The following is a 25,497-nucleotide window of genomic DNA, read 5'->3' on the forward strand; positions in this document are numbered from 1 at the left end:
ACATCCACCCTGGCTCCGCTCGGTGGCGCGCCACCCGGTGGAACGCCAGCCGGTGGGTCGGTAAAGCGTGATCCACCCTACGTTGGTTTGCCGCAGCTTACTTGGTCAGCGCCTTCCAGGCTTTGAGCGTCCACACAGTACGGGCCTGTTCGACGCGGGCATCGAGCGTTTCGTCGCTCAAGGGCTGCTGCGCCAGTGCGTAGAGCTTTACCAGCTCACCGTAGAGGCGGTCGGCTTCCGGCAGTTCCAGCACCGTGCGCGCCAGCCGCAGCCAGACCAGCAGCCGCTCCATGCGCGGACGCTGCTCGGCAAGGTCTTCCGGTTGTTGCTGATAGCGCAGTAGTTGCAATGCCACGGCTTCCTCGGCCAGTTGACGCGGCAGCCATTTGCCCAGCTCGGCGGCGCCCTGGCGTTCGCCGCGGGCGTTGCGGCCGACGGTCCAGCCGCGTTGCAGCAGCCACAGCGAGGCCTTCAGCGAGAGCAGGCCCCAGCGGGTCTGGTCGAGTTCGGCGGCGAACTGCGCGGGTGCCGCCTGGCGCACGCCTTCGTCGTCCTGGCCGGCTTCTACGCGTGGTCGCCAGTCCTGGATCAGCGCATCGAGCAGTTCGCGCAGTTCCCGGCTACTGGCGCGGGGTGCGGCCTGGCCGAGGCTGCCGAGCAGGGCGCGCAGCTCCACCAGTTGCTGCAGCCAGTCGCCCAGCAGTTTCCAGCGGCCGTTGAAACGGTACTGTTCGGCCAGCCGCTGGCTGTTGCCGAGCAGTTGCCAGCCCAGGGCGAGCACCGCGTCGTCCAGCGGCATCGTGGGGTCCGGCTCGGGCGCCGGCAGGCTCAGGCTGTATCCGTCGGCGTCGTACAGGCGGTAGCCGCGCTCGGCCTTGCTGATGTCGCAGGGCATCAACGGCAGGTCGGCGGCCAGTTCGACGGCCAGTTCCAGCAGCGCTTCGGGTTCGCCCTGGCGCAGTTCCAGTTCCAGTTCGCAGAGTTCTTCGGCCTGCTTGCCGGCGACCACCCGGCCCAGGTCCAGCGCCGCCTCGATCACCACTCGGGCCTTGCCGCGGCCCCAGGCGATCTCGGCCTTCTCGCGGACGAAATCGGTGCTGAAGATCGGCTTCAGGGTCTTCTTGTCGAGCCCGGTGAGGCTGGCCGGCCAGCAGTCGTCGGTGAGCTTCTTCGTATCCAGCTTGGCCTTGTCCAGGTACCAGTCCCATTCGTTGCGTTCGGACAGCCCGGCGACGCTCTGGCCGCGGCTTTTCAGCGTCTGGATGAACTGCTCGCCGTCGCGGCGCAGGCGCAGCGCGACCCTGGCCTGGGCCAGTTCGCGGTCGGGGGTGTCGTAGTATTGGTTGAACAGTTCATGGCGCGACCAGCCGCTCTTGTTGCGCTTTTTCAGCAGCGGATGTTCGCGCAGGGCGAGCAGGGTCTCGCGGCTGGCGCGTAGCTTGATTTCGGTTTCTTTCTGCATGATGCCGACGGGGTGCCTATGATGTGTTGATGTTGCAGCCTGATGACGCACGGTAGCAGGCGTGATGGCCTGTCCGTATACTTGCCGCCTCTTTCAAGCCGGGGCCATACCCTATGCCAGTCAATCCTTTCGTCAGCTTGTTCGGCCGCTCGCCCATCGGGCCGATGCAACAGCATATGGCCAAGTCGCATGAATGTGCAGCGAACCTGGTGCCGCTGTTCCAGGCGGTGATGGCCGAAGACTGGGAGAAAGTCGAACAGATTCAGCTGCAGATGGCCCAGTTGGAAAACGAGGCCGACAGGCTGAAGAAGGACGTTCGCCAGCACCTGCCCAAGAGCCTGTTCCTGCCGGTGCCGCGCTCCGATCTGCTGGACCTGCTGAGTGTACAGGACAAGATCGCCAACCGTGCCAAGGACATCGCCGGCCTGATGCTGGGCCGCTGCATGACCATCCCACAGGCGCTGCAACCGCAGATGCTGGCCTATGTGCAGCGCAGCGTCGACGCCAGCGCCCAGGCGCTGAAGGCGCTCAAGGAGCTGGATTCGCTGCTGGAAACCGGCTTCAGCGGCCGCGAAGCCACCCTCGTCGAGAAAATGGTCGAGGAACTCGAGGAAATCGAGCGCGAAACCGACCGCATGCAGATCACGGTGCGTCGTGCGCTGTTCCACCTGGAAAAGGAATTGCCAGCTGTCGACGTGATCTTCCTCTACAAGATCATCGAATGGATCGGTGACGTGGCCGACCGCGCCGAGCGCGTCGGCAACCGTCTGGAACAATTGCTGGCGCGTTGAGCGCCAGCGTCCTTTCTGGGTTCTACAGGTAATTTCTCTATGTCCTTTATCGCGGATTACGGCTTCGTACTCCTGGTGCTCGCCTGCGTGTTCGGTTTCTTCATGGCCTGGGGCGTGGGCGCCAACGACGTGGCCAACGCCATGGGCACCTCGGTGGGCTCCCGCGCCCTGACCATCAAACAGGCGATCGTGGTCGCCATGGTCTTCGAATTCTGCGGTGCCTATCTGGCCGGCGGCCAGGTCACCGAGACGATCAAGAGCGGCATCGTCGACGCCTCGATGATCTCGCCGGACCTGATGGTCCTGGGGATGATGTCCGCGCTGCTGGCCGCCGGCACCTGGCTGCTGGTGGCCTCGATGAAGGGCTGGCCGGTCTCCACCACCCATTCCATCGTCGGTGCGGTGATCGGTTTCGCGGCGGTGGGCATCTCGGTGGATGCGGTGCACTGGAGCGGCGTCGGCCCGATCGTCGCCAGCTGGGTCGTCTCGCCGGTACTTTCCGGCACCATCGCCTTCGGCGTGTTCATGAGCGTGCAGCGGCTGATCATCGACACCGAGGACCCGTTTCACAACGCCAAGCGCTTCGTGCCGCTGTACATGTTCCTCACCGGTTTCATGGTGGCGCTGATGACCCTGTCCAAGGGCCTCAAGCACATCGGTCTGGACCTCAGTGGCGGCCAGAGCTTCCTGCTCGCGATTGGCGTCGGCGTGCTGGTGATGCTGCTCGGCATCGCCCTGCTGACGCGCATCAAGGTCGACGTGGAAGCGGACAAGGCCTTCCATTTCTCCAGTGTGGAGAAGGTTTTCGCCGTGCTGATGATCTTCACCGCCTGCTCCATGGCCTTCGCCCATGGCTCCAACGATGTCGCCAACGCGGTCGGCCCGCTGGCGGCGGTGGTCGGCGTGCTGCAATCCGAGGGGGGCGCGGCGATCAGCGCCAAGTCGGCCGTGCCGGGCTGGGTGCTGCTGCTGGGCGCGGTCGGCATCGTCATCGGCCTGGCCACCTACGGCTACAAGGTGATCGCCACCATCGGCAAGCAGATCACCGAGCTGACCCCGAGCCGCGGTTTCGCCGCCGAGCTGGCCACGGCCACCACCGTGGTCGGCGCCTCTGCCATCGGTCTGCCGGTTTCCACCACCCATACCCTGGTCGGCGCGGTGCTCGGCGTGGGCATCGCCCGCGGTATCGGTGCGCTCAACCTGGGCGTGGTGGGCAAGATCTTCATGTCCTGGCTGGTCACCCTGCCGGTGGGCGCGGGCCTGGCCATCGTGTTCTTCCTGATCCTGCGCGGCATCTTCACCTGATCGCCGTGCGCGACATGCCGTGAGTACCGATACGCCCCGTCGAGCCGACGGGGCGTAGTCGTTCATGGGTCCCGCCGTGGCGCGTTTCGTGCTTCACTGGATGCTCTGTCCGCTCACGCCACGGAGGTAACCGGTGCCCATTCCCCCGCTCAAGGAGCAGTTCGCCGCGCTCGTCGCCGCGCCCTCGGTCAGTTGCACGCAGCCCGGCTGGGACCAGAGCAACCGCCCGGTGATCGAGCTGCTGGCCGCCTGGCTCGGCGAGTTGGGCTTCGCCTGCGAAACCCCGCAAGTCGCGCCCGGCAAGTTCAACCTGCTCGCCAGCTACGGCAGTGGGCCGGGCGGGCTGGTGCTGGCCGGGCATAGCGATACCGTGCCGTTCGACGCCGCGCTGTGGGCATCCGACCCGCTGAAGCTGCGCGAGGCCGACGACCGCTGGTACGGCCTTGGCAGTTGCGACATGAAGGGCTTCTTCGCCCTGGTCATCGAAGCGGTTCGCCCGCTGCTGCAGCAGCCGTTCCGCCGGCCGCTGCTGATCCTCGCCACCTGCGACGAGGAAAGCTCGATGTCCGGTGCCCGTGCATTGGCGGCCGCCGGCCAGCCGCTCGGGCGTGCCGCAGTGATCGGCGAGCCCACCGGCCTGCGCCCGGTGCGCCTGCACAAGGGCATCATGATGGAGCGCATCGACATCCTCGGGCAGAGCGGCCACTCGTCGAACCCGGCCTACGGCCACAGCGCGCTGGAGGCCATGCACGGCGTGCTGGGCGAACTGATGGCGCTGCGCGGCCAGTGGCAGGGCGAGTACCACAACCCGCTGTTCGACGTGCCGCAGCCGACGCTCAACTTCGGCTGCATCCACGGCGGCGACAACCCCAACCGCATCTGCGGGCAGTGCGCGCTGGAATTCGACCTGCGGCCGCTGCCGGGGATGGATCCACAACAGCTGCGGGCGATCATCCGCCAACGGCTGCAGCCACTGGCCGAGCGTCATCAGGTAAAGATCGAACTGGCACCGCTGTTCCCCGCGGTGCCGCCCTTCGAGCAGGCGGCCGACAGCGAGCTGGTGCGCCTCGCCGAACGGCTGACCGGGCACCGTGCCGAGGCGGTGGCATTCGCCACCGAAGCGCCTTATCTTCAGCAGCTCGGCTGCGAGACGCTGGTGCTCGGTCCCGGCGACATCGCCTGCGCGCACCAGCCCGACGAATACCTGCAGCTCGAGTGCATCGAGCCGACGCTGCAGATGCTGCGCCGCTTGATCGAGCACTACTGTCTGCAGCCGGCCGCCCGGCCATAGCACCGCGCCACCGTACCGAACCAGACCCGCCACCAAAGGCTTCTACATGCACGACTACGTCACCTGGCTCCGCGACTCCTCCCCCTACATCAATTCGCACCGTGACCGCACCTTCGTGGTCATGCTGCCGGGCGACGGTCTGGAACATGCCAATTTCGCCAACATCGTCCACGACCTGGTGCTGCTGCACAGCCTCGGCGTGCGCCTGGTGCTGGTGTTCGGTTCACGCCCGCAGATCGAGGCGCGTCTTGCCGCCCGCGGGTTGGCGCCGCGCTTTCACCGCGATCTGCGGATCACCGATACGCCGACTCTGGAGTGCGTGATCGACGCCGTCGGGCAGATGCGCATCGCCCTCGAGGCGCGGCTGTCGATGGACATGGCCGCTTCGCCGATGCAAGGTGCGCGGCTGCGCGTGGCCAGCGGCAACTTCGTCACCGCGCGGCCGATCGGCGTGCTCGATGGCGTCGACTACCACCACACCGGCGAGGTGCGGCGCATCGACCGCAAGGGCATCGGCCGCCTGCTGGACGAGCGCACCATCGTGCTGCTGTCGCCGCTGGGCTATTCGCCGACCGGGGAAATCTTCAACCTCGCCTGCGAGGATGTGGCCACCCGCGCGGCGATCGACCTCAAGGCCGACAAGCTGGTGCTCTACGGCGCCGAGCCGGGGTTGCTCGACGAGAGCGGCAAGCTGGTGCGCGAGCTGCGCCCGCAGCAGATCCCGGCCTACGTCGAGCGCCTCGGCAGCCACTACCAGGCCGAGCTGCTGGATGCCGCGGCGCAGGCCTGCCGCGGCGGCGTGCGGCGCAGCCATGTGGTCAGCTATGCCGACAACGGGGCGCTGCTCAACGAGCTGTTCACCCGCGATGGCGCCGGCACCCTGGTGACCCAGGAACAGTTCGAGCAGTTGCGCGAGGCGACCATCGAGGACGTCGGCGGGCTGATCGACCTGATCACCCCCCTGGAGGAGCAGGGCATCCTGGTGCGGCGTTCGCGCGAGGTGCTGGAGCGGGAAGTCGAGCAGTTCAGCATCGTCGAGCGCGACGGGCTGATCATCGCCTGCGCGGCGCTGTATCCGATCGCCGACTCGGATGCCGGCGAGCTGGCCTGCCTGGCGGTCAATCCGGAGTACCGCCATGGCGGTCGCGGCGACGAGCTGCTCGAGCGTATCGAGGAGCGCGCGCGCAAGCTGGGGTTGAAGCAGTTGTTCGTGCTCACCACCCGTACCGCCCACTGGTTCCGCGAACGCGGCTTCGAGCCCAGCGGCGTCGAGCGCCTGCCGGCGGCCCGGGCGTCGCTGTACAACTACCAGCGCAATTCGAAGATTTTCGAGAAGCAGCTGTAGGGCAGGTGGAACCCGCGCGGACGGAGCCTGAGCCAACGCTGAATCGGCGGGTTGCAACCCGCCCTACGCCGATGCCGATGATTCAACGTCGGCTTGCAGGCTCGATGCAGGGGGGCGCATGTAGGAGCGGGCCGCGCCCGCGATTCGCGCGCATGGCGCGCTCCTACGGTGCCTGATTGGCATTGGCCTGGGGCCGCTTTTTGACCTTGTGAGCGGCTCATATCGGGGCGATGCGTTTGGGCTTGCAGCTTGCAGCTTGCAGCTGCCCTTTAGACCCCAATACTCAGCAGGCTCGCCTGGTAGGCGGCGACGAACTGGTCGAAATCGGTTTCCTGCTGGGCTTCCAGGGCGGCCTGTTCGGTCAGTGACTGGCGCGATGCGGCTTCGAATTCGGTCAGCTCGGCAGGGCTCAGTGGCTGGCTGCGGAAGAAGTCGGCATGGACCAGGGTCTGGCGCATGGCGAACTGGCTGAAGCTCTCGCCGCTGCGGCGCAGCTCGTCGAGCACGCGCGCCGAGGGTGTCAGGCTGCTGTCGGCGACCTTGGCCCGTTGCGCGGCCAGGGCCTCGGCATGGCGCCGGTCGCCATGGCTGCGATCGAGCAGGTCGGCGACCCGGCCGATCGCGTCGAGCAGTTCGTCGGCCCAGGCATCGAGCGGCAGGCTCTCGCCGCAGCGGCGCAGTTCCAGACCGGGGCGCCGGCCTTCCTTGACCACCTTGAGGAAGTTGTCGGTGGCGGCGCCGCATTCGCCTTCGACCAGGCAGGGGCTGTCCTCGAGCGCGCAGAACAGCAGGAAGGCATCGAGGAAGCGCGCCTCGCTGGCGTCGATGCCCAGCGGCAGGAAGGGGTCGATGTCCAGGCAGCGTACCTCGACGTACTGGATGCCGCGCGCGCGCAAGGCCTGCAGCGGGCGTTCGCCGCTGGCGGTGACGCGCTTGGGGCGGATGTTCGAGTAGTACTCGTTCTCGATCTGCAGGATGCTGGTGTTGAGCTGTTGCCAGTTGCCGGCGGCGTCCTTGGTGCCCAGCTCAACGTAGGGCTGATAGGGCGTGGACACCGCGCGATAGAGGCTTTCGGCGTAGCTGGGCAGGTCGTCGTAGCAGGGCGTGAGGCCGGCCTGGGCATTGTTCTGGTAGCCCAGGTCGCTCATCCGCAGGCTGGTCGCGTAGGGCAGGTAGAGCGTGTCGGCGTCGAGCGTCTCGAGCTGGTGCGCGCGGCCGCGCAGGAAGCCGGCATCCAGCGCCGGTGAGGCGCCGAACAGGTACATCAGCAACCAGCTGTAGCGGCGGAAATTGCGGATCAGGCCGATGTAGCGGGTCGAGCGGTAGTCCTGCGCCGAGCGCGGGTCGCCGTCGTCGGCCTGCAGGATCGGCCACAACTCTTCGGGCAGCGAGAAGTTGTAGTGGATGCCGGCGATGCACTGCATGGTCTTGCCGTAGCGCAGCGCCAGCCCCTGGCGATAGACGTGCTTGAGCCGGCCGATGTTGGAGCTGCCGTATTCGGCGATCGGGATGTCCGCCTCGTCCGGCAGCGGGCAGGGCATCGACGGGCTCCACAGGTATTCGCCATCTAGCTTGGCATAGGTGAAGCGATGGATGGCCTCGAGCTCGGCGAGGGTGTTCTGCGGATCGCTGTCGGTGCCGGTGATGAACTCCAGCAGGGCTTCGGAATAGTCCGTGGTGATCTTCGGGTGGGTCAGTGCCGAGCCCAGCGCCGCCGGGTGCGGGGTCAGGGCCAACTGGCCGCGAGAGTCGACGCGCAGGCATTCGCGTTCGATCCCGTGCAGGCATTGGGTGAGCAGCGAACGCTGGGGGTGCTCGGCCAGCAATGCCAGACGATGGGAGAGGAGATCGCTCAACTTGTGGGTTCCTTCGCGACGGTCGGCCCAATATGGGGTGGAGAGCGGCAAGCTTCAAGCCACAAGCTGCAAGAGAAAGCCGGACGTGCCTCTCCTTGATGTGTGCAGCTTGAAGCGTGCCGCTTCATTTACAGGCAGGCGAAGGTGGCCTGCGCCTTGGCGACCAGCTTGTCGCCCTGGTGTACTTCCGCTTCGAGCACCTGGGTGCGGCGGCCACCATGCACCACCCAGGCGCGGCAGCGCAGCTCGCCATCGGTCACCGGGCGGATGTAGTTGACCTTGCATTCCAGGGTGACGCTGTTCGGCGAGCCGTCGCCGAGGCTGTGGCTGGCCTGGCCCATGGCGGTGTCGATCAGCGAGAACAGTGCGCCGCCGTGCAGCTTGCCGTGCAGATTGCGCAGGCCGTCGTGCATGGTCAGGCCGAGCACGGCCTCGCCCTGCCCGACCTGATGGATCTCCAGACCTAGCAGGCGACCGAAGGCGCTGGAATTGCCCACAGCCTCGACTTGGATGCTCATGCTTATTTCCTCAGCTGCTTGGCGTTGGCGAACAGCGCGGCCATGGCCGCATTGGCCGGTGCCGGCTTGTCTTCACGGGCGTGGCGCTCGCTGCGCGGGGCGTTGCCGCGTGGCTTGCCGCCGCCGCGTGGGCCGTCGGTCTTCTCGCCGGGCGTATCGCTCATGCGCATGGACAGGCCGACGCGGTTGCGCGGGATGTCCACTTCCATGACCTTGACCTTGACGATGTCGCCGGCCTTGACCACCTCGTACGGGTCCTTGACGAACTTCTCCGACAGCGCGCTGATGTGCACCAGGCCATCCTGATGCACGCCGATGTCGACGAATGCGCCGAAGTTGGTCACGTTGGTCACCACGCCTTCGAGCACCATGCCCGGCTCGAGGTCGCTGAGCTTCTCGACGCCTTCCTGGAACTCGGCGGTCTTGAACTCCGGGCGCGGGTCGCGGCCGGGCTTGTCCAGCTCGCCGAGGATGTCGGTGACGGTGGGCAGGCCGAAGGTCTCGTCGGTGAATTGCTTGGGATCGAGGCGCTTGAGGAAGGCCGAATCGCCGATCAGCGAGCGGATGTCGCGACCGGTGTCGGCGGCGATGCGCTTGACCAGCGGATAGGTTTCCGGGTGCACGGCCGAGGCGTCCAGCGGGTTGTCGCTGTTCATCACGCGGAGGAAGCCGGCGGCCTGCTCGAAGGTCTTCTCGCCCAGGCGCGGCACCTTCTTCAGCTCGCTACGGGATTTGAACGCGCCGTTTGCATCGCGGAACTGCACGATGTTGTTGGCCAGGGTCGCGTTCAGGCCGGAGATGCGCGCCAGCAGGGCGGCGGAGGCCGTGTTCACATCCACGCCCACGGCGTTCACGCAGTCCTCGACCACCGCGTCCAGCGAGCGCGCCAGCTTGAGCTGGGAGACGTCGTGCTGGTACTGGCCGACACCGATGGATTTGGGGTCGATCTTGACCAGCTCGGCCAGCGGGTCCTGCAGGCGGCGGGCGATGGACACGGCGCCGCGCAGGGACACGTCCAGATCGGGGAACTCCCTGGCCGCCAGTTCCGAGGCCGAGTACACCGAGGCGCCGGCCTCGCTGACCATGATCTTGGTGAGCTTGAGGCCCGGCACCTTCTTGATCAGCTCGCCGGCCAGCTTGTCCGATTCGCGGCTGGCGGTGCCGTTGCCGATGGCGATCAGGTCGACGGCGTGCTTGGCGCACAGCTTGGCGAGGATCGCCAGGGTACCGTCCCAGTCGTTGCGCGGCGCGTGCGGGTAGACGGTGGCGGTTTCCAGCAGCTTGCCGGTGGCGTCGACCACGGCGACCTTGCAGCCGGTACGCAGGCCCGGGTCGAGCGCCAGGGTCGCGCGCGGGCCGGCCGGCGCGGCCAGCAGCAGGTCGTGCAGGTTGCGCGCGAACACGGAAATGGCTTCGTCCTCGGCCTTGTCGCGCAGCTCGCCGAGCAGGTCGGTTTCCAGATGGGTGTAGAGCTTGACCTTCCAGGTCCAGCGCACCACTTCGCCGAGCCACTTGTCCGCCGCGCGGCCGCGGTTGGCGATGCCGAAGCGCTCGCCGATCATCGTCTCGCCCGGGTGCATGCTGCCGGGCGTCTCGTCGCCGACCTTGAGGCTGACACCGAGGATGCCTTCGTTGCGCCCGCGGAAGATCGCCAGCGCACGATGCGAGGGGGTGTTCTTCAGCACTTCGTCATGCTCGAAGTAATCGCTGAACTTCGCGCCCTCGTTCTCCTTGCCGGGCACCACGCGGGCGCTGAGGGTGGCGTTGTGCTTGAGGAACTCGCGCAGCCTGGCCAGCAGGTCGGCGTCTTCGGCGAAGCGCTCCATGAGGATGTACTTGGCGCCTTCGAGCACGGCCTTCACATCGGCGAAGCCCTTCTCGGCGTCGATGAAGCGCTCGGCTTCCTGCTCCGGCGTGAGCTCCGGGTTGCCGAACAGCGCATCGGCGAGCTCGCCGAGACCGGCTTCCAGGGCGATCTGGCCCTTGGTGCGGCGCTTCTGCTTGTACGGCAGGTAGAGGTCTTCGAGGCGGGTCTTGGTGTCGGCCAGGTCGATCTCGCGCTTGAGCTCGGGGGTCAGCTTGCCCTGCTCCTCGATGCTGGCGAGGATCGAGGCGCGGCGTTCGTCCAGCTCGCGCAGGTAGCGCAGGCGTTCTTCCAGGTTGCGCAGCTGGGTATCGTCGAGGCTGCCGGTGACTTCCTTGCGGTAACGGGCGATGAAGGGCACGGTGGAACCTTCGTCGAGCAGCGCCACGGCGGCGGCGACCTGTTGCGGGCGCACGCCCAGCTCGTTGGCGATACGGGAATTGATGCTGTCCATGAACCTACCTGGGTCAGTCGAACCATGCAGGCCGGGCCTGCGCGAAAAGGCGGGATTAAAGCAGCGGCAAGCCGCAAGCGGCAAGCGTGGGGAGATGACAGGCGCCTGGGTGCTCCCAAACTCGCTTGCAGCTTGCAGCTTGCAGCTTGCAGCTTGCAGCTTGCAGCTTGCAGCTTATGGCTGCTTCTTTCGCAAAATCTGCTAACAATGGCTGTCAGAAGCGCCAATCCACACTGCGCCATAATGCGCTGTCGCTAATCCGGGAGTTTCCATGAGCAGTACTGCGTCCGCCAACGAAGGCGAAAAAATCCTCATCGTCGATGACGATGCCCGTTTGCGGCGCCTGCTCGAGCGCTTCCTCGACGAGCAGGGCTATCGTGTCCGCACCGTGGAAAACACCGAGCAGATGGACCGCCTGCTCAGCCGCGAACTGTTCCAACTGGTGGTGCTCGACCTGATGATGCCGGGCGAGGATGGCCTGTCCGCCTGCCATCGGCTGCGCCAGAGCAACAACCAGATTCCGATCATCATGCTCACCGCCAAGGGCGACGAGACCAGCCGCATCCAGGGCCTGGAGCAAGGCGCCGACGACTACCTGGCCAAGCCCTTCAACCCCCGCGAGCTGCTCGCGCGCATCCGCGCCGTGCTGCGCCGGCAGGCGCCGCAGGTGCCCGGCGCACCGGCCAGCGAGGACGAGGTGGTCACCTTCGGTGAATACCAGCTGTCGCTGGCGACCCGCGAGTTGACCAAGGGCGACCAGGTGCACATGCTCACCACCGGCGAATTCGCCGTGCTCAAGGCCCTGGTACAGCACGCCCGCGAGCCGCTGACCCGCGACAAGCTGATGAACCTCGCCCGCGGCCGCGAGTGGGACGCGCTGGAGCGCTCCATCGACGTGCAGATCTCCCGCCTGCGCCGACTGATCGAGCCCGACCCATCCAAGCCGCGCTACATCCAGACGGTCTGGGGCGTGGGCTACGTGTTCGTGCCCGATGGCAACAAATGAGGCGGCAAGCGGCAAGCTACAGGCTGCAAGTGGTGGGGGAATGGCGTCATGCAGTTCGCTTGACGCCGGCACAAGCTGGATGCGGGAGCGAAGGTAGCAGCGGGCCGCGCCCGCGATTCGCGCGCATGGCGCGCTCCTACACGGTTCTCTGTGCTTGCCCGCGGAGCACTCTTTCTTGCGGCTTGAAGCTTGAGGCTTGCTGCTCGTGAAAACCCCGCTGTGGTTCCCGCAGAGCTTCTTCGCCCGCACCCTGTGGATGGTGCTGATCGTGGTGCTGTTCTCCAAGGTCCTCACCCTGGTCTATCTGATGGCCAACGAGGACGTGCTGGTGGACCGCCAGTACAGCCACGGCGCGGCGCTGGCCCTGCGTGCCTACTGGGCGGCCGACATCGAGGACCGCGAGCGCATCGGTCGTGCCGCCGGCCTGCAGCCGGTGCCCGAACAGAACGTGCCGCGCAGCGAGTACCACTGGCCCTACACCGACATCTTCCAGCGGCAGATGCGCAACGAGCTGGGTGAGCAGACCGAGGTGCGGGTACGCATCCAGCCCTCCACCGCCATCTGGGTCCGCGCGCCGGCGCTGGGCGCGGACTGGGTGCGGGTGCCGCTGTACGCCTATCCGCTGCGCGGCCAGCGCATCTGGAGCGTGCTCGGCTGGTTCCTCGGCATCGGCCTGCTGTCCACCGGCGCGGCCTGGATCTTCGTCAGCCAGCTCAACCTGCCGCTCAAGCGCCTGGTCTACGCGGCCCGGCAGATCGGCAAGGGCCGGCGCGTGCGGCTGCCGATCAGCGACACGCCGAGCGAGATGACCGAGGTCTACCGCGCCTTCAACCAGATGGCCGAGGACGTCGAGCAGGCCGGCCGCGAGCGCGAGCTGATGCTCGCCGGCGTCTCCCATGACCTGCGCACACCGCTGACGCGCCTGCGCCTGTCGCTTGAGCTGATGGCTGGTGACGACGAGCTGACCGAGGACATGATCCGTGACGTCGAGGACATGAACGCGATCCTCGACCAGTTCCTCGCTTTCGTCCGCGACGGCAGTGACGAGCCGGTGGAGACCACCGACCTCGGTGCGCTGATCCGCGAGGTGGTCGCGCCCTACAACCAGCAGCAGGAAACGGTGCGCCTGTGCGTCGAGCCGATGCCGCCATTCGCCCTGCGCCGGGTGTCGATCAAGCGGCTGCTGGTCAACCTCATCGAGAACGCCCTGCGCTACGGCGGCAATGGCGTCGAAGTGGCGGCCTACGTTTCCGGCGACCGGCATGCGCCCTACGTGGTGCTCAGCGTGCTCGACCGCGGTCCCGGCATCGATCCGGCCGAGCTGGAGGGCATCTTCAATCCGTTCATCCGTGGCGACCGCGCCCGCGGCGGCCAGGGCGCAGGCCTCGGCCTGGCGATCGTCAAGCGCATCGCCTCGCAGCACGGTGGCATCGTCGAACTGCGCAACCGCGAAGGCGGCGGCCTCGAAGCCCGGGTCAGCCTGCCGCTGGGATTGCTGCTGCCGCGCGATGCGATAAAGGCGTAAAAGCCGCGGCAAGCTGCAAGCGACAAGTAAAAGCGCGACGGCGGGCGCTCCCTGCTCTTTCTTGCAGCTTGAGGCTTGCAGCTTGCCGCTGCCTTTCAGCCCTTGCCCTTGGTCCGGGTCAGGTGCGGCCCGCCGTTCTTCTCCAGATACTGGATGATCAGCCCGGCGACGTCCTTGCCGGTGGTTTCCTCGATGCCGGCCAGGCCCGGCGAGGAGTTGACCTCCATCACCAGTGGGCCGTGGTTGGAGCGCAGGATGTCCACCCCGGCGACGTTCAGGCCCATCACCTTGGCCGCGCGGATGGCGGTCATGCGCTCTTCGGGGGTGATCTTGATCAGGCTGGCCGAGCCGCCGCGGTGCAGGTTGGAGCGGAACTCGCCGGGCTTGGCCTGGCGCTTCATCGCCGCGATGACCTTGTCGCCGACCACGAAGCAGCGGATGTCGGCGCCGCCGGCTTCCTTGATGTACTCCTGGACCATGATGTCCTGCTTGAGGCCCATGAAGGCCTCGATCACCGACTCGGCCGCTTTCTCGGTTTCGCAGAGCACCACGCCGATGCCCTGGGTGCCTTCCAGCACCTTGATCACCAGCGGGGCGCCGTTGACCATGCGGATCAGGTCGGGAATGTCGTCCGGCGAGTGGGCGAAGCCGGTCACCGGCAGGCCGACGCCGCGTCGCGACAGCAACTGCAGCGCGCGCAGCTTGTCGCGCGAGCGGGCGATGGCCACCGATTCGTTGAGCGGGAACACCCCCTGCATCTCGAACTGGCGCAGCACGGCGCAGCCGTAGAAGGTCACCGAGGCGCCGATGCGCGGAATCACCGCGTCGAACCCCTCCAGCGGTTTGCCGCGGTAATGGATCTGCGGCTTGTGGCTGGCGATGTTCATGTAGGCGCGCAGGGTGTCGATCACCACCACCTCGTGGCCCCGCTGCTCGCCGGCTTCGACCAGACGACGGGTGGAATACAGGCGCGGGTTGCGCGACAGCACGGCAATTTTCATTGAGCACCGGAAGAAGTGAGGATCTGGGGTTTGTCCTGGACGTAGGTTCGCGACGGATCGACCAGCCATTGCCCCTCGACCAGCGCCTTGGAGCCGAGCAGCAGGCGGTAGCGCATGGTCTTGCGGCAGGTCAGGGTGAACTCCACCGGCCACACGCGGCTGCCGAGGGCGAGCAGGGTTCGGACCACGTAGCGCGTCTGCACCTGGCCATTGGAGCTCTTGATGGTCTTGCGGGTCACAAGCGGTGCTTCGCAGCGATGCCGACGCTGCACCAGCGTGCCCAGGTGCGCGGTGAAACGGACCCAGCGCTGGCCGTCGCGTTCGAATTCGCTGATGTCGGTGGCATGCAGCGCCGAGGTGCTGGCTCCGGTGTCGACCTTCGCGCGCAGGCCCACCACGCCGAGATCCGGCAGGGCGATCCATTCACGCAGACCGATGACGGTATGGGGGTCGAGGCTCTTCAAAGGAGGCGTCCGGAGATTTTGCGGGCATTCTAGTCGGCACGCATGACAACTGCATCCGTCTGTAACACCCTAGAACGACGTGTAGGAGATAGAGCTGGACGATGGCTGAAAAAGACGACGACAAGGTGCGCCTGGACAAGTGGCTATGGGCCGCGCGCTTCTTCAAGACCCGCGCGCTGGCCAAGGCCGCCATCGAAGGCGGCAAGGTGCATTGCCGCGGTGAGCGCTGCAAGCCGAGCAAGGAGCCGAAAGTGGGCGACGAGCTGGTGATCCGCAGCGGCTTCGACGAGCGCACGGTGGTCATCCGGGTGCTGTCGGCGGTGCGCCGCGGCGCGCCCGAGGCGCAGACGCTCTACGAGGAAACCGCGCAGAGCGTGGCGGCGCGCGAGCAGGCCGCGGCGCTGCGCAAGGCTGGTGCGCTGGGCATGCAGACCGACGGCCGGCCGAGCAAGAAGCAGCGCCGGCAGATCCAGCTGCTGCGTGATTTCAAGCCCGACTAGTCGCGCAGCACCGCCAGCTGGCGCAACAGCGGCAGCCTGCCGGCCATTTGCATGGGCGCACGCGCGAGCCAAAGCAGCACGGCGGCGATATGCGCCCCCAGCGGCGTGCAATAGCCCCAGCCGATGGCCAGCAAGGCGATCAGCAGGCCGCCGACGAAGTCATCGCTGAACCAGTGGGCGCCGGCGACCAGCCGCGGCAGCATGAACAGCAAGGTGGCGGTGACCACCACGGCGAGGCGACCGCCGCGGGCGAACAGCGCCATGAACAGCCCCCAGATCAGCAGCACCGAGGCGTGATCGCCGGGGAAGCTGCGGCTGGAGCGGTCCTTGAGTTCGAACACGCGCTCGAGCAGCGGGAAGTGATCGCTCAGGTGGTAGGCGCCGGCGATCTCGACCGACGGGCTGGCATGCTGCCAGCCGAAATGCCCGGCCAGCTTGGTCACCAGCACGCGGATCACCAGCAACACCAGCAGCAGACCGACGAAGGTGAACAGTGCCGGGCGCAGCTGGTGTTGCGCGAACAGCCAGTCGCGGCGGATCAGCAGGGTCAGCAGCAGCGCGCCGACCAGGATGTCGAAGACGCGCACGCTGGCCAGGGCCCAGAGCCAGTCCCAGAGCGGGACGCTGCCGAGCGAGCCGTTGAGCAGGTGGAAGGTCGCCTGATCGAGCGCATCCCAGAGTGGGCGGCTGGTGGGCCAGAGCCAGCTGAACAGCAACAGCCCGGCGAGCAGGTGGGTCGTGAGCAGTGGCAATGGGCGCCAGCGCGCCTGGGGAGTGGTCACGGACATGGCATTCATCCCTGGGGTTGCGATGGCGCGCGATGCTAGAGCCTGCCATTGCGCCTGTCCTGACTACCCGCGAGCCGTTCAGGCGCCGTTCAGCTTGGCCCGGCTCGGCGCCCCGTCCGGCGGGCGCCCTTGGTCCGGGCCGGCTTTGCGCCTAAAATTGCCGGCTTCCTCCGCCGTTTCCCCTGCGAGCCCCGGCATGTCCGATCAAACCCAACGCTTTCTCTTCGATGACTCCGACGTTCGTGGCGAAATCGCCACGCTTGGCGACAGTTACCTGCACGTGCTGGCCAAACACAGCTATCCGGAACCGGTGGCCCAACTGCTCGGCGAACTGCTCGCCGCCGCCGCGCTGCTGGTCGGCACGCTCAAGTTCGATGGCCTGCTGGTCCTCCAGGCGCGCTCCAGCGGCGCGGTGCCGTTGCTGATGGTCGAATGCTCCAGCGAGCGCGAGGTGCGCGGCATCGCCCGCTACCATGCCGAGCAGATCGCGCCCGGCGCGAGCCTGGCCGAGCTGATGCCCGAAGGCATGCTGGCGATCACCATCGACCCGGCCAACGGCCAGCGCTACCAGGGCATCGTCGGCCTCGATGGGGTCAACCTCGCCGAATGCCTGACGAACTACTTCGCCGCCTCCGAACAACTGCCGACGCGCTTCTGGCTCAATGCCGACAGCCGCCGTGCCTGTGGTCTGCTGCTGCAGCAACTGCCGGCCGATCGCATCACGGACCCCGAGGAGCGCGAAGCCAGCTGGCAGCATCTGCGTACCCTGGCCGATACGCTGACCGCCGAGGAACTGCTGGGGCTGAACGGCGAAACCGTGTTGCACCGCCTCTATCACGAGGAGCAACTGCGCCTGTTCGAGCCGCGGCCGATCCAGTTCCGCTGCAGCTGCTCGCGCGAACGTTCGGCCCGCGCATTGGTCAGCCTGGGCCGGCACGATGCCGAGCAACTGGTCGCGGAGCAGGGCGGTACGGTCAGCATCGATTGCCAGTTCTGCAACCACAAGTACACCTACGATGCGGCGGATATCGCCCAGCTGTTCGCCGGTGGCGGCAGCGACGCCCCTTCGGATACCCGGCATTGATGACCACCGGCGGCGGTGGCGATGGCGCCTGGCTGCGTGCCGGTTGCAAAACGCCAGCCGCCCCCGGTGAACCTTTTGGCCATCACAGGCTCATACCCAGCGCGGCGCATTTTCTGGCATAATCGCGCGCACATTTTTCGATGTAGTTCGCCGTTCGGTGGGCTACAACAGCATGGAGGAATCGGCCCAGGGCCGACGGGGACACTCATGACGCAAGCCACCAACGCCGTGTACACCGACATCAGCACCGCCCAATTGATCGAAGAAGCCGTCAAGCGCGCAGAGGGCGAGCTGGCCGCCAATGGCTCTCTGGTGGTGAAGACCGGGCATCGCACGGGTCGTTCTCCGGCTGACCGCTATATCGTCGAAGAGCCCAGCACCCAGCACAAGATCGCCTGGGGCCCGATCAACCGTCCGTTCCCGGCCGGCAACTTCGAGGCCCTGTGGACCCGCGTCGAAGCCTACCTGGGCGAACGTGACAACTTCGTGTCGCACGTTCACGTCGGTGCCGACCCCGAGCATTACCTCCCCGTCAAGATGACCACCGAAACGGCCTGGCACAACCTGTTCGGGCGCTGCCTGTTCATCACCCCGGAACAGTTCAACCCGGCCGGCCTGGGCGAATGGCGCATCCTCAATGCACCGTTCTTCCAGTGCGTACCCGAGCGTGACGGCACCAACTCCGATGGCTGCGTGATCCTCAACTTCGCCGAAAAGAAGGTGCTGATCGCCGGCATGCGCTACGCCGGTGAAATGAAGAAGGCCATGTTCTCGGTGCAGAACTTCCTGCTGCCGGACGTCGACGTGCTGCCGATGCACTGCGCTGCCAACATCGGCGAAGACGGCGACACCACCCTGTTCTTCGGCCTGTCCGGCACCGGCAAGACCACCCTGTCCGCCGACGAGAGCCGCTACCTGATCGGCGACGACGAGCATGGCTGGGGCGTCGGTCGCGTGTTCAACATCGAGGGCGGTTGCTACGCCAAGTGCATCGACCTGTCCGAGAAGAACGAGCCGGTGATCTGGAAGGCCATCAAGTTCGGCGCCGTGCTGGAAAACGTGGTGCTCGACGAGCACAGCCGCCTGCCCGACTACGCCGACGCCAGCCTGACCCAGAACAGCCGCGCCGCCTATCCGCTGGAGCACGTCGAGAAGCGTAGCGAGAAGAACCTCGGCGGCGAGCCGAACGCGGTGATCTTCCTCACCTGCGACCTGACCGGCGTGCTGCCGCCGGTGTCGATCCTCAACAACGAGCAGGCCGCCTACCACTTCCTCTCCGGCTACACCGCGCTGGTCGGCTCCACCGAGATGGGTTCGGGCAGCGGCATCAAGTCGACCTTCTCCACCTGCTTCGGCGCGCCGTTCTTCCCGCGTCCGGCCGGCGAATACGCCGAATTGCTGATCAAGCGCATCAATGGCTTCGGCTCCAAGGTCTACCTGGTCAACACCGGCTGGACCGGCGGCGGCTATGGCGTCGGCAAGCGCTTCAACATCCCGACCACCCGCGCGGTGATCGCGGCGATCCAGAGCGGCGCGCTGGTCGGTGCCGAGACCGAGCACCTGCCGATCATCAACCTGGACGTGCCGAAGGCCGTCGCCGGTGTCGAGACCCACTTGCTCAACCCGCGCAACACCTGGGCCGACAAGGGCGCCTACGACCAGGCGGCCAAGGAACTGGCGGCCAAGTTCATCGAGAACTTCAAGAAGTTCGACGTCTCCGACGCCATCAAGAACGCCGGCCCGCAGCTCTGAGCCGCGCTGCTAGATGCGCTACGTCAAGGCCGCCTTCGGGCGGCCTTTTTCTTTGGTGCTCTGTCCGAGTTGGCTGTTGCGGATAGACGTATCCCTGTAGGAGAGGGCGGGGACGCCGAGGCCATGCCCGCGAATATTCCAGCGGGCAAAGCTTCGCGGGCACGGCCCGCTCCTACGGACGTTCAGAACACCTCGACACTTCGAGCGACACGCAATTGGGACAGAGCCTTTTCTTTAACTGCCCGCGCGCTGCGTGGTACGCATCGAACGGGTCGATGATTCGCATCGGGCCGCCCGCGTGGATTCGATCGATCGCCGCCCTTAGCATGGCCTCCTCACATTCACCCTGGGAGTCGCCATGAACACCGTAGACGCCATTCGTACTCGCCGCGCCGTCAAAGTCTATGATCCGACGTTCCCGCTCAGCCGCGAGGAGAAGGACGAATTGCTGCAGTTGGCGCTGTTCGCGCCGTCGGCCTTCAACCTGCAGCACGTGCGCCTGGTCGAGGTCAGCGATCCGGCCCTGCGTGCGCAGATCCGCGAGGTGGGCTGGAACCAGGCGCAGATGACCGATGCCTCGATGCTGGTGGTGGTCTGCGCCAAGCTCGACAGCTGGTCGCAGAACGCCCGCCGTGTCTGGGAGGGCGCGCCCGCCGAAGTGCAGGACTACATGGCCGGTGCCATCGACGCCTACTACCGCGACAAGCCGCAGGTGCAGCGCGACGAAACCATGCGCAGCTGCGGCCTGATGGCGCAGACGCTGATGCTGGCCGCGCGCGCCAAGGGGCTGGAATCCTGCCCCATGGACGGCTTCGACTTCGACGCCGTGGCCAGGCTGATCGAGCTGCCGGAAAACCACGTCATCGGCCTGATGGTCGCGATCGGCAGGGGCACGGTCGAGCCCAAGCCGCGGGTCGGCAAGCTGCCGTTCGACGAGGTGGTCATCCGCGACCGGTTCTGACCGATCGCCTCGGCGCTGCACCTGTCGGCGTAGGGTGGATGTCGCTCTTTACATCCACCGTGACCTTGCCCGGTGGATCGGTGAAGCCTGATCCACCCTACGGTGTCTCTCCTTTTTGTTAACCTCGGGGTTCCCCTCGTCAAAGGAGTGACCAACGATGATCGAGCAGACTCTTGCCCGAACCTTCGGCTACGACGGCTTCCGTCCCGGCCAGGAACAGGCTATCCGCGCCGTGGTGGCGGGCCGTTCGGCGGCGGCGATCTTCCCCACCGGTTCGGGCAAGTCGCTGTGCTATCAGCTGCCGGCGCTGCTGCTGCCGCACCTGACCCTGGTGGTCTCGCCGCTGCTGGCGCTGATGCAGGATCAGCTGGCCTTTCTGCACCGCCACGGCATTGCCGCCGGCAGCATCGATTCGGCGCAGAGCCGCGAGCAGGCCAGCGAAACCATGGCGCGGGCCAAGTCCGGGGAGCTGAAGATCCTGATGATTTCCGTGGAGCGGCTGAAGAACGAGCGCTTCCGCCACTTCATCAGCCAGGTACCGATCTCGTTGCTGGTGGTGGACGAGGCGCACTGCATCTCCGAGTGGGGGCACAACTTCCGTCCCGACTACCTCAAGCTGCCCGACTACCAGCGCCAGTTCGACATTCCCCAGGTGCTGCTGCTGACCGCCACGGCGACGCCGCCGGTGATCGCCGACATGCAGCGCAAGTTCGCCATCGCTCCGGATGACGTGGTGACCACCGGTTTTTACCGGCCCAATCTCAATCTGCTGGTGGAGCCGGTCAGCGGCTTTGCCAAGCAGCGCCGGCTGGTGGAATGGCTTGCCGACAAGGGCGCCCAGCCGACCATCGTCTACGTCACCCAGCAGAAGACCGCCGAGCAGGTCGCCGAGCACCTGGCGCAGCGCGGCTTTCCGGCCAGCGCCTATCACGCCGGGATGAACCATGAGCGGCGTGAAGCGATCCAGCGGCGCTTCATGGCCGGCGAGCTGAACTGCATCGTTGCCACCATCGCCTTCGGCATGGGCATCGACAAGGCCGACATTCGCAACGTGGTGCACTACGACCTGCCCAAATCGGTGGAGAACTACAGCCAGGAGATCGGCCGCGCCGGGCGCGATGGCCAGCCTTCCGACTGCCTGGTGCTGGCCAATCGCGACAGCCTCAGCGTGCTGCAGAACTTCGTCTATGGGGATACGCCGGAACGCCAGGGCATTCGCTGCGTGCTGGACGAGCTGTTGCAGTCCGGCGCGGGTGGGCAGTGGGAGCTGATGCTCAATCAGCTTTCCGAGCAGAGCAACATCCGCCAGCTGCCGCTGAAAACGCTGCTGGTGCAGCTTGAACTCAAAGGCATCATCGCACCGCGTTTCGCCTACTTCGCCGAATATCGCTTCAAGTACCTGCTCGAACCCGAGGCGCTGGTCGCCCGGTTCGAGGGTGAGCGTCGCCAGTTCGTCGAGGCCATCATGCACACCTCGGCGCGTGCGCGGACCTGGTGCACCCTGGACTTCGACGCCCTCTACCAGCAGCACAACGCCGACCGCGCACGGGTGGTCAAGGCGCTGGAGTACTTCCAGGAAAAGGGCTGGATCGAGCTGGAGAGCAAGCAGATGACCGAGGTCTATGCATTGCTCGATGCGAGCTTCGACGCCGAAGCACTGAGCGCCGAGCTGCATGCCTACTTCAAGCAGCACGAAACCAGCGAGATCACCCGCATCGACGCCATGCTCGCGCTGTTCGAATCGCACGACTGCCTCAGCCGGCGCCTGGCCGATTATTTCGGTGATGCCCAGGCGCCGCGGCGCTGCGGGCATTGTTCGGTCTGCCTGGGGCGTGTCGCACGACTGCCCGAGCCGCCGCCGCGCATTCCGCTGGGCGAGATCGACGTCGCCGCCCGCTGTGCCGACTTCGTCGAGCACTATCGGCAGGCGAAGGGTGGCGAGCCCGGCAACGAATGCCTGACGCGCTTTCTCTGCGGCATCAGCGTGCCGCTGTTCACCAGGCTCAAGGCGCGTGGCATCCCCGGCTTCGCCTCGCTGGAGGCTTATCCCTATGCCGAAGTACGCGAGCGGCTCGCACGTGTCTAGGGCCGCGGTGTGCGGGCAGCATCCGGCGCAGCGAAATCCGGCGAGTCCTCGGCGTCCGTCTTTGCCAGCGGAAGGCCCGCGTCGTACAGCAGTTTGCCGACCCCGGCATCTCCCGGTAACAGATAGAGGCTGAGGCCGAAGACCAGCAGCAGGCCGATGACATAGCCCAGGCACACCGCTCCGTTCCGGTATCGTCGGCCCCTGGGACTGCGGCGATCAGTGGCGGAGGAGGATGTACGAGGCATGTTGGGGTCTGGTCCGGTAGCGGTGGCGATCTGGGTACGGGGCGGACATGCGCTGCGGGAGACGGCGGGCGAGGTTATACCCAATTAACAGCAAAGTGCCAGCATGGAATGCTGCCCGGACATGCTATGGCCAACAGGCTGCCGGTCGAATGTGCCGATCGATCGCCTCATTGATCGGCGGCGATATTGGCTGCGGCAGCCGGCACGGGAAGGTGAAACATCAGGAAAAACTCCGACGCTGTCGCGCCGGGCGGCTTTGCTGTCATCGACCATACTCAATCCTCGCTGTCCGGCGCAGCGGCCGTTGGTGCCGCTGCCGTTTCCCTGCCACAGGAGGAAAAAGCACCCATGTACAAACGCCGCCAGTTCCTGCACGGCTCGGCCTCTCTCGCGGCCCTGGCTGCCCTGGGGCCGTTGCTGCCGAGCCTGTCGTTCGCTGCCGATGGGCTGATCAAGCGGGCGATCCCGTCCAGCGGTGAAACCCTGCCGGTGATCGGCCTGGGCACTTCGGGCACGTTCAACGTCGATCCGAACGGCGCCGAGATGGGCGATCTGCTCGAAGTGCTGCGGCTGCTGATGGACGGCGGCGCCACGCTGATCGATACCGCGCCCAGCTACGGTAATGCCGAGCGGGTCACCGGCGAGCTGAAGAAGCGCGCCGATGCCGAGGGCAAGCTGTTCCTCGCCACCAAGGTGTCCTCCACCGGGCGCGCCGCTGGCGAACGGCAGATCGAAGCCAGCTTCGCGGCGCTGCAGAGCAAGACCATCGACCTGATCCAGGTGCACAACCTGCAGGACACCGGGACCCAGTTGCAGTTGCTGCGCGAGCTGAAGGAGCAAGGCCGGGTGCGCTACATCGGCGTCACCCATTACGTCGAGTCGGCGCACGACGATCTGCTGGCGGTGCTGCAGAAGGAAAAGGCTATCGATTTCGTGCAGTTCAACTATTCGGTGGGCGAGCGCAACGCCGAGCGGCGCCTGCTGCCCTACTGCGCCGACAACGGCATCGCCACCCTGATCAACCGGCCGTTCCTGCGCGGCCAGGCCTTCGCCAGGGTCAGGCAACAGCCGCTGCCGGAATGGGCGGCGGAGATCGATGCCAGCTCGTGGGCGCAACTGCTGCTCAAGTTCATCCTCGCCGAGCCGGCGGTGACCGTGGTGATTCCGGCCACCTCGACGCCGCGCTACATGGCCGACAACCTGCTGGCAGGCAAGGGCCGCCTGCCGGATGCGCGTCAACGCGAGCTGATCGTCCAGGCGTTCAGTTGAGTGTCACGACACCGCTAACCGTCGCCGCCAGGGAGTTGAGTGCATGCCTGCAGCCCTGTTCTCGCAGCGTCTCGCCCGTCTGATCAACGCCGGTCCCGGCGAGCTGCTGGCGTCGCTGGCGGGCTTCGGCCTGTTCTTCTGCCTGTTCACCGGCTACTTCATGCTGCGGCCGATCCGTGAGTCCATGGGCATCCAGGGCGGCGTGGAGAACCTGCAATGGCTGTTCAGCGCCACCTTCGTGGTCATGCTGCTGGCGGTACCGCTGTTCGCCTGGCTCAATTCGAAGGTCGCGCGCATCTATTACATCGATTGGGTGTACGGCTTCTTCTGCATCAACCTGCTGCTGTTCGCCGTGCTGTTCCTGCTGCTGCAGCAGAACGTCTGGCTGGCACGGGTGTTCTACGTGTGGATATCGGTCTACAACCTGTTCGTCGTCTCGGTGGCCTGGAGCCTGATGGCCGACGTCTTCGATGCGCCGCAGGCCAAGCGCCTGTTCGCCTTCATCGCCGCCGGCGCCAGTGTCGGAGGGCTGACCGGGCCGGCGCTGAGCGCCTTGCTGGTGAGTCTGCTCGGGCAGGCCGGATTGATGCTGCTGGCGGCGCTGCTGCTGGCGGCAGCGGTGGCGCTCAAGCATTACCTGATGGCCTGGCGCGCCATCGGCGGCGCCGGTCGTCCCGGCGCGCAGCAGGCGGAAAATCCGCGACGGCCGGTGCCCGGCAACCCCTTCAGCGGCCTGACGCGCGTGCTCGGCTCGAGCTACCTGCTCGGCATCAGCGCTTTCGTCGTCCTGCTGGCCACGGTCAGCACGTTTCTCTACTTCGAGCAGGCGCGGCTGGTGGCCGAGTTGTTCCCCGACCGCGCCGAACAGGTGCGGGTGTTCGGCGCCATCGACTTCGTGGTCCAGGCTGGCGCGCTGCTGGCACAGCTGTTCATCACCGGCCGCGTCGCCCAGCGGCTCGGCGTGCGCATGCTGCTGGTGGTGGTGCCGGCATTGGTCTGCCTGGGCTTCGTCGGGTTGGCGCTGGCGCCGACCTTCGCCGTGCTGGCGGCGCTGATGATCGTGCGGCGCATCGGCGAGTACGCGTTCGTCCGCCCCGGCCGTGAAATGCTCTTCGCCCCGCTGGATGCCGAGAGCAAGTACAAGGCGAAGAACTTCATCGACACCGTGGTGTACCGTGGCGGCGATGCCGTCAGCGGCTGGGTCAAGGCGCTGCTGGACATGCTGGGGCAGGGCGCGGTGCTGATCGCCCTGGTCGGGGCGGTGTGCGCCGCGCTGTGGGGCGCGCTCGGCTGGTATCTGGGCAGCCGGGCGGATCGCGCCGGGAAGGCGCAGGAGCTCAGCAGGGTACGCACCAGCTGATGGCTTCGCTCGGCTGGAGCGACTCGTCCACGGCATCGATCATGCCGCAACGCAGGGCGTCGGCCGGTTCGAGAATGCGTGGCGCGGCGCAGAGGTAGGTGCGGATGTCCAGTTGCTCAGTGGCGCCCCGGGTTCGCTCCGCGACGATCCGCGCGTAGAGATCAAGATCCTTGTCCAGGCTCATCGCGTACTCGGACATCCGCGCATGATCCACCGAGCCGTTCAGGTTCCAGTGAAACGGGTGGAAAAGGAACTTGCTGTAACGGCAGGCGGTGCGTCGCTCACCCGCGAGGAATACGATGTTGCCCATCGACTCCACCGTACCCAGGTTGTGGGTATGCACGGGGATTGGCAGGGCTATCAGGAAGTTGTACAGCGAAAAGCCATAACTGCATTCGCCACCCATGGTAGCGATCTTGATCACCAGCTCCGAAGCGCCTTGTTGCACCGCCTGGGTGCAGCGATCGATCAGCTGCGCGGTATTCAAGGCGTTGATGGGCGCGGTGAAATGGACGATGTGAGCGGTCATGGAAGGGTCCGTTCTGCAAGCGAGGAAGTGCACCGGTGCTG

General features: G+C 66.4%; 22 protein-coding genes. 13 read left to right on the forward strand and 9 right to left on the reverse strand.

Annotated elements, in window-relative coordinates:
- Positions 1–97 precede the first annotated feature (97 nt).
- Positions 98–1,462: a CYTH domain-containing protein gene (locus IN820_RS17145; protein ID WP_193682136.1), complete on the reverse strand. Its 1,365-nt coding sequence runs from the start codon at positions 1,460–1,462 to the stop codon at positions 98–100.
- A gap of 113 nt (positions 1,463–1,575) precedes the next feature.
- Here IN820_RS17145 and IN820_RS17150 point away from each other — a divergent pair, with 113 nt between their 5' ends.
- From IN820_RS17150 to argA, 4 genes are all read left to right on the forward strand, one after another.
- The gene (locus IN820_RS17150) at positions 1,576–2,253 is read left to right on the forward strand and encodes a TIGR00153 family protein (RefSeq protein ID WP_193682137.1); all 678 of its coding nucleotides are present in this window, start codon (positions 1,576–1,578) and stop codon (positions 2,251–2,253) included.
- Positions 2,254–2,292: 39 nt separating this feature from the next.
- Entirely contained in the window at positions 2,293–3,558 is a 1,266-nt protein-coding gene (locus tag IN820_RS17155; protein WP_193682138.1) for an inorganic phosphate transporter, read from the forward strand.
- 133 nt (positions 3,559–3,691) lie between these two features.
- A complete protein-coding gene (gene argE / locus IN820_RS17160) occupies positions 3,692–4,849 on the forward strand; it encodes an acetylornithine deacetylase (RefSeq protein ID WP_193682139.1) in 1,158 nt (385 codons plus the stop codon).
- A 46-nt stretch (positions 4,850–4,895) separates the two neighbouring features.
- Entirely contained in the window at positions 4,896–6,194 is a 1,299-nt protein-coding gene (argA, locus tag IN820_RS17165) for an amino-acid N-acetyltransferase (protein WP_193682140.1), read from the forward strand.
- Positions 6,195–6,463: 269 nt separating this feature from the next.
- Here the strand turns inward: argA and gshA are convergent, their stop codons facing one another.
- From gshA to IN820_RS17180, 3 genes are all read right to left on the reverse strand, one after another.
- Positions 6,464–8,050, reverse strand: coding sequence for a glutamate--cysteine ligase (gshA, locus tag IN820_RS17170; protein WP_193682141.1), 1,587 nt, complete (start codon positions 8,048–8,050; stop codon positions 6,464–6,466).
- Positions 8,051–8,178: 128 nt separating this feature from the next.
- Positions 8,179–8,568, reverse strand: a complete 390-nt coding sequence (locus tag IN820_RS17175; protein WP_193682142.1) for a PaaI family thioesterase — start codon at positions 8,566–8,568, stop codon at positions 8,179–8,181.
- A 2-nt stretch (positions 8,569–8,570) separates the two neighbouring features.
- A complete protein-coding gene (locus tag IN820_RS17180) occupies positions 8,571–10,886 on the reverse strand; it encodes a Tex family protein (protein WP_193682143.1) in 2,316 nt (771 codons plus the stop codon).
- Between the two features lie 271 nt (positions 10,887–11,157).
- Between IN820_RS17180 and ompR the strand changes: the two genes are divergently transcribed.
- Together ompR and IN820_RS17190 are read left to right on the forward strand one after the other, a co-directional pair.
- Positions 11,158–11,892: an osmolarity response regulator transcription factor OmpR gene (ompR, locus tag IN820_RS17185; RefSeq protein ID WP_193682144.1), complete on the forward strand. Its 735-nt coding sequence runs from the start codon at positions 11,158–11,160 to the stop codon at positions 11,890–11,892.
- A 205-nt stretch (positions 11,893–12,097) separates the two neighbouring features.
- A complete protein-coding gene (locus tag IN820_RS17190) occupies positions 12,098–13,417 on the forward strand; it encodes an ATP-binding protein (protein WP_193682145.1) in 1,320 nt (439 codons plus the stop codon).
- Positions 13,418–13,512: 95 nt separating this feature from the next.
- On the opposite strand, the gene rimK is transcribed toward IN820_RS17190, so the two are convergent.
- Positions 13,513–14,418, reverse strand: coding sequence for a 30S ribosomal protein S6--L-glutamate ligase (gene rimK, locus IN820_RS17195; protein ID WP_011911526.1), 906 nt, complete (start codon positions 14,416–14,418; stop codon positions 13,513–13,515).
- Entirely contained in the window at positions 14,415–14,882 is a 468-nt protein-coding gene (gene rimB / locus IN820_RS17200; RefSeq protein WP_446686660.1) for a retropepsin-like aspartic endopeptidase RimB, read from the reverse strand. The genes rimK and rimB overlap by 4 nt, the downstream gene beginning before the upstream one ends.
- A 101-nt stretch (positions 14,883–14,983) precedes the next feature.
- On the opposite strand from rimB, the gene IN820_RS17205 reads away from it, so the two are divergent.
- A complete protein-coding gene (locus IN820_RS17205) occupies positions 14,984–15,382 on the forward strand; it encodes an RNA-binding S4 domain-containing protein (RefSeq protein ID WP_193682146.1) in 399 nt (132 codons plus the stop codon).
- Here IN820_RS17205 and IN820_RS17210 read toward each other — a convergent pair.
- Entirely contained in the window at positions 15,379–16,170 is a 792-nt protein-coding gene (locus tag IN820_RS17210; protein WP_193682147.1) for a phosphatase PAP2 family protein, read from the reverse strand. The two genes, IN820_RS17205 and IN820_RS17210, sit on opposite strands and share 4 nt — an antisense overlap.
- 196 nt (positions 16,171–16,366) lie before the next feature.
- Between IN820_RS17210 and hslO the strand changes: the two genes are divergently transcribed.
- From hslO to IN820_RS17230, 4 genes are all read left to right on the forward strand, one after another.
- Entirely contained in the window at positions 16,367–17,254 is an 888-nt protein-coding gene (gene hslO, locus IN820_RS17215; RefSeq protein WP_193682148.1) for an Hsp33 family molecular chaperone HslO, read from the forward strand.
- Between the two features lie 207 nt (positions 17,255–17,461).
- The gene (locus tag IN820_RS17220) at positions 17,462–19,006 is read left to right on the forward strand and encodes a phosphoenolpyruvate carboxykinase (RefSeq protein ID WP_193682149.1); all 1,545 of its coding nucleotides are present in this window, start codon (positions 17,462–17,464) and stop codon (positions 19,004–19,006) included.
- A gap of 358 nt (positions 19,007–19,364) precedes the next feature.
- The gene (locus IN820_RS17225) at positions 19,365–19,967 is read left to right on the forward strand and encodes a nitroreductase family protein (RefSeq protein WP_193682150.1); all 603 of its coding nucleotides are present in this window, start codon (positions 19,365–19,367) and stop codon (positions 19,965–19,967) included.
- 157 nt (positions 19,968–20,124) lie between these two features.
- Positions 20,125–22,053 carry a RecQ family ATP-dependent DNA helicase gene (locus IN820_RS17230; RefSeq protein WP_193682151.1) on the forward strand — a complete coding sequence of 643 codons (1,929 nt, stop codon included), beginning with the start codon at positions 20,125–20,127 and terminating at the stop codon, positions 22,051–22,053.
- Here IN820_RS17230 and IN820_RS17235 read toward each other — a convergent pair.
- The gene (locus IN820_RS17235; protein WP_193682152.1) at positions 22,050–22,229 is read right to left on the reverse strand and encodes a hypothetical protein; all 180 of its coding nucleotides are present in this window, start codon (positions 22,227–22,229) and stop codon (positions 22,050–22,052) included. The genes IN820_RS17230 and IN820_RS17235 overlap by 4 nt on opposite strands.
- A gap of 417 nt (positions 22,230–22,646) precedes the next feature.
- Here IN820_RS17235 and IN820_RS17240 point away from each other — a divergent pair, with 417 nt between their 5' ends.
- Together IN820_RS17240 and IN820_RS17245 are read left to right on the forward strand one after the other, a co-directional pair.
- Entirely contained in the window at positions 22,647–23,567 is a 921-nt protein-coding gene (locus IN820_RS17240) for an aldo/keto reductase (protein WP_193682153.1), read from the forward strand.
- Positions 23,568–23,610: 43 nt separating this feature from the next.
- Positions 23,611–24,927: an NTP/NDP exchange transporter gene (locus tag IN820_RS17245; RefSeq protein WP_193682154.1), complete on the forward strand. Its 1,317-nt coding sequence runs from the start codon at positions 23,611–23,613 to the stop codon at positions 24,925–24,927.
- Here IN820_RS17245 and IN820_RS17250 read toward each other — a convergent pair.
- A complete protein-coding gene (locus IN820_RS17250) occupies positions 24,905–25,456 on the reverse strand; it encodes an ATP-dependent Clp protease proteolytic subunit (RefSeq protein ID WP_193682155.1) in 552 nt (183 codons plus the stop codon). The two genes, IN820_RS17245 and IN820_RS17250, sit on opposite strands and share 23 nt — an antisense overlap.
- Positions 25,457–25,497: the final 41 nt, after the last annotated feature.

Origin of the sequence: Pseudomonas lopnurensis (genome assembly GCF_015070855.1) — a bacterium.
Taxonomy (GTDB): domain Bacteria; phylum Pseudomonadota; class Gammaproteobacteria; order Pseudomonadales; family Pseudomonadaceae; genus Stutzerimonas; species Stutzerimonas lopnurensis.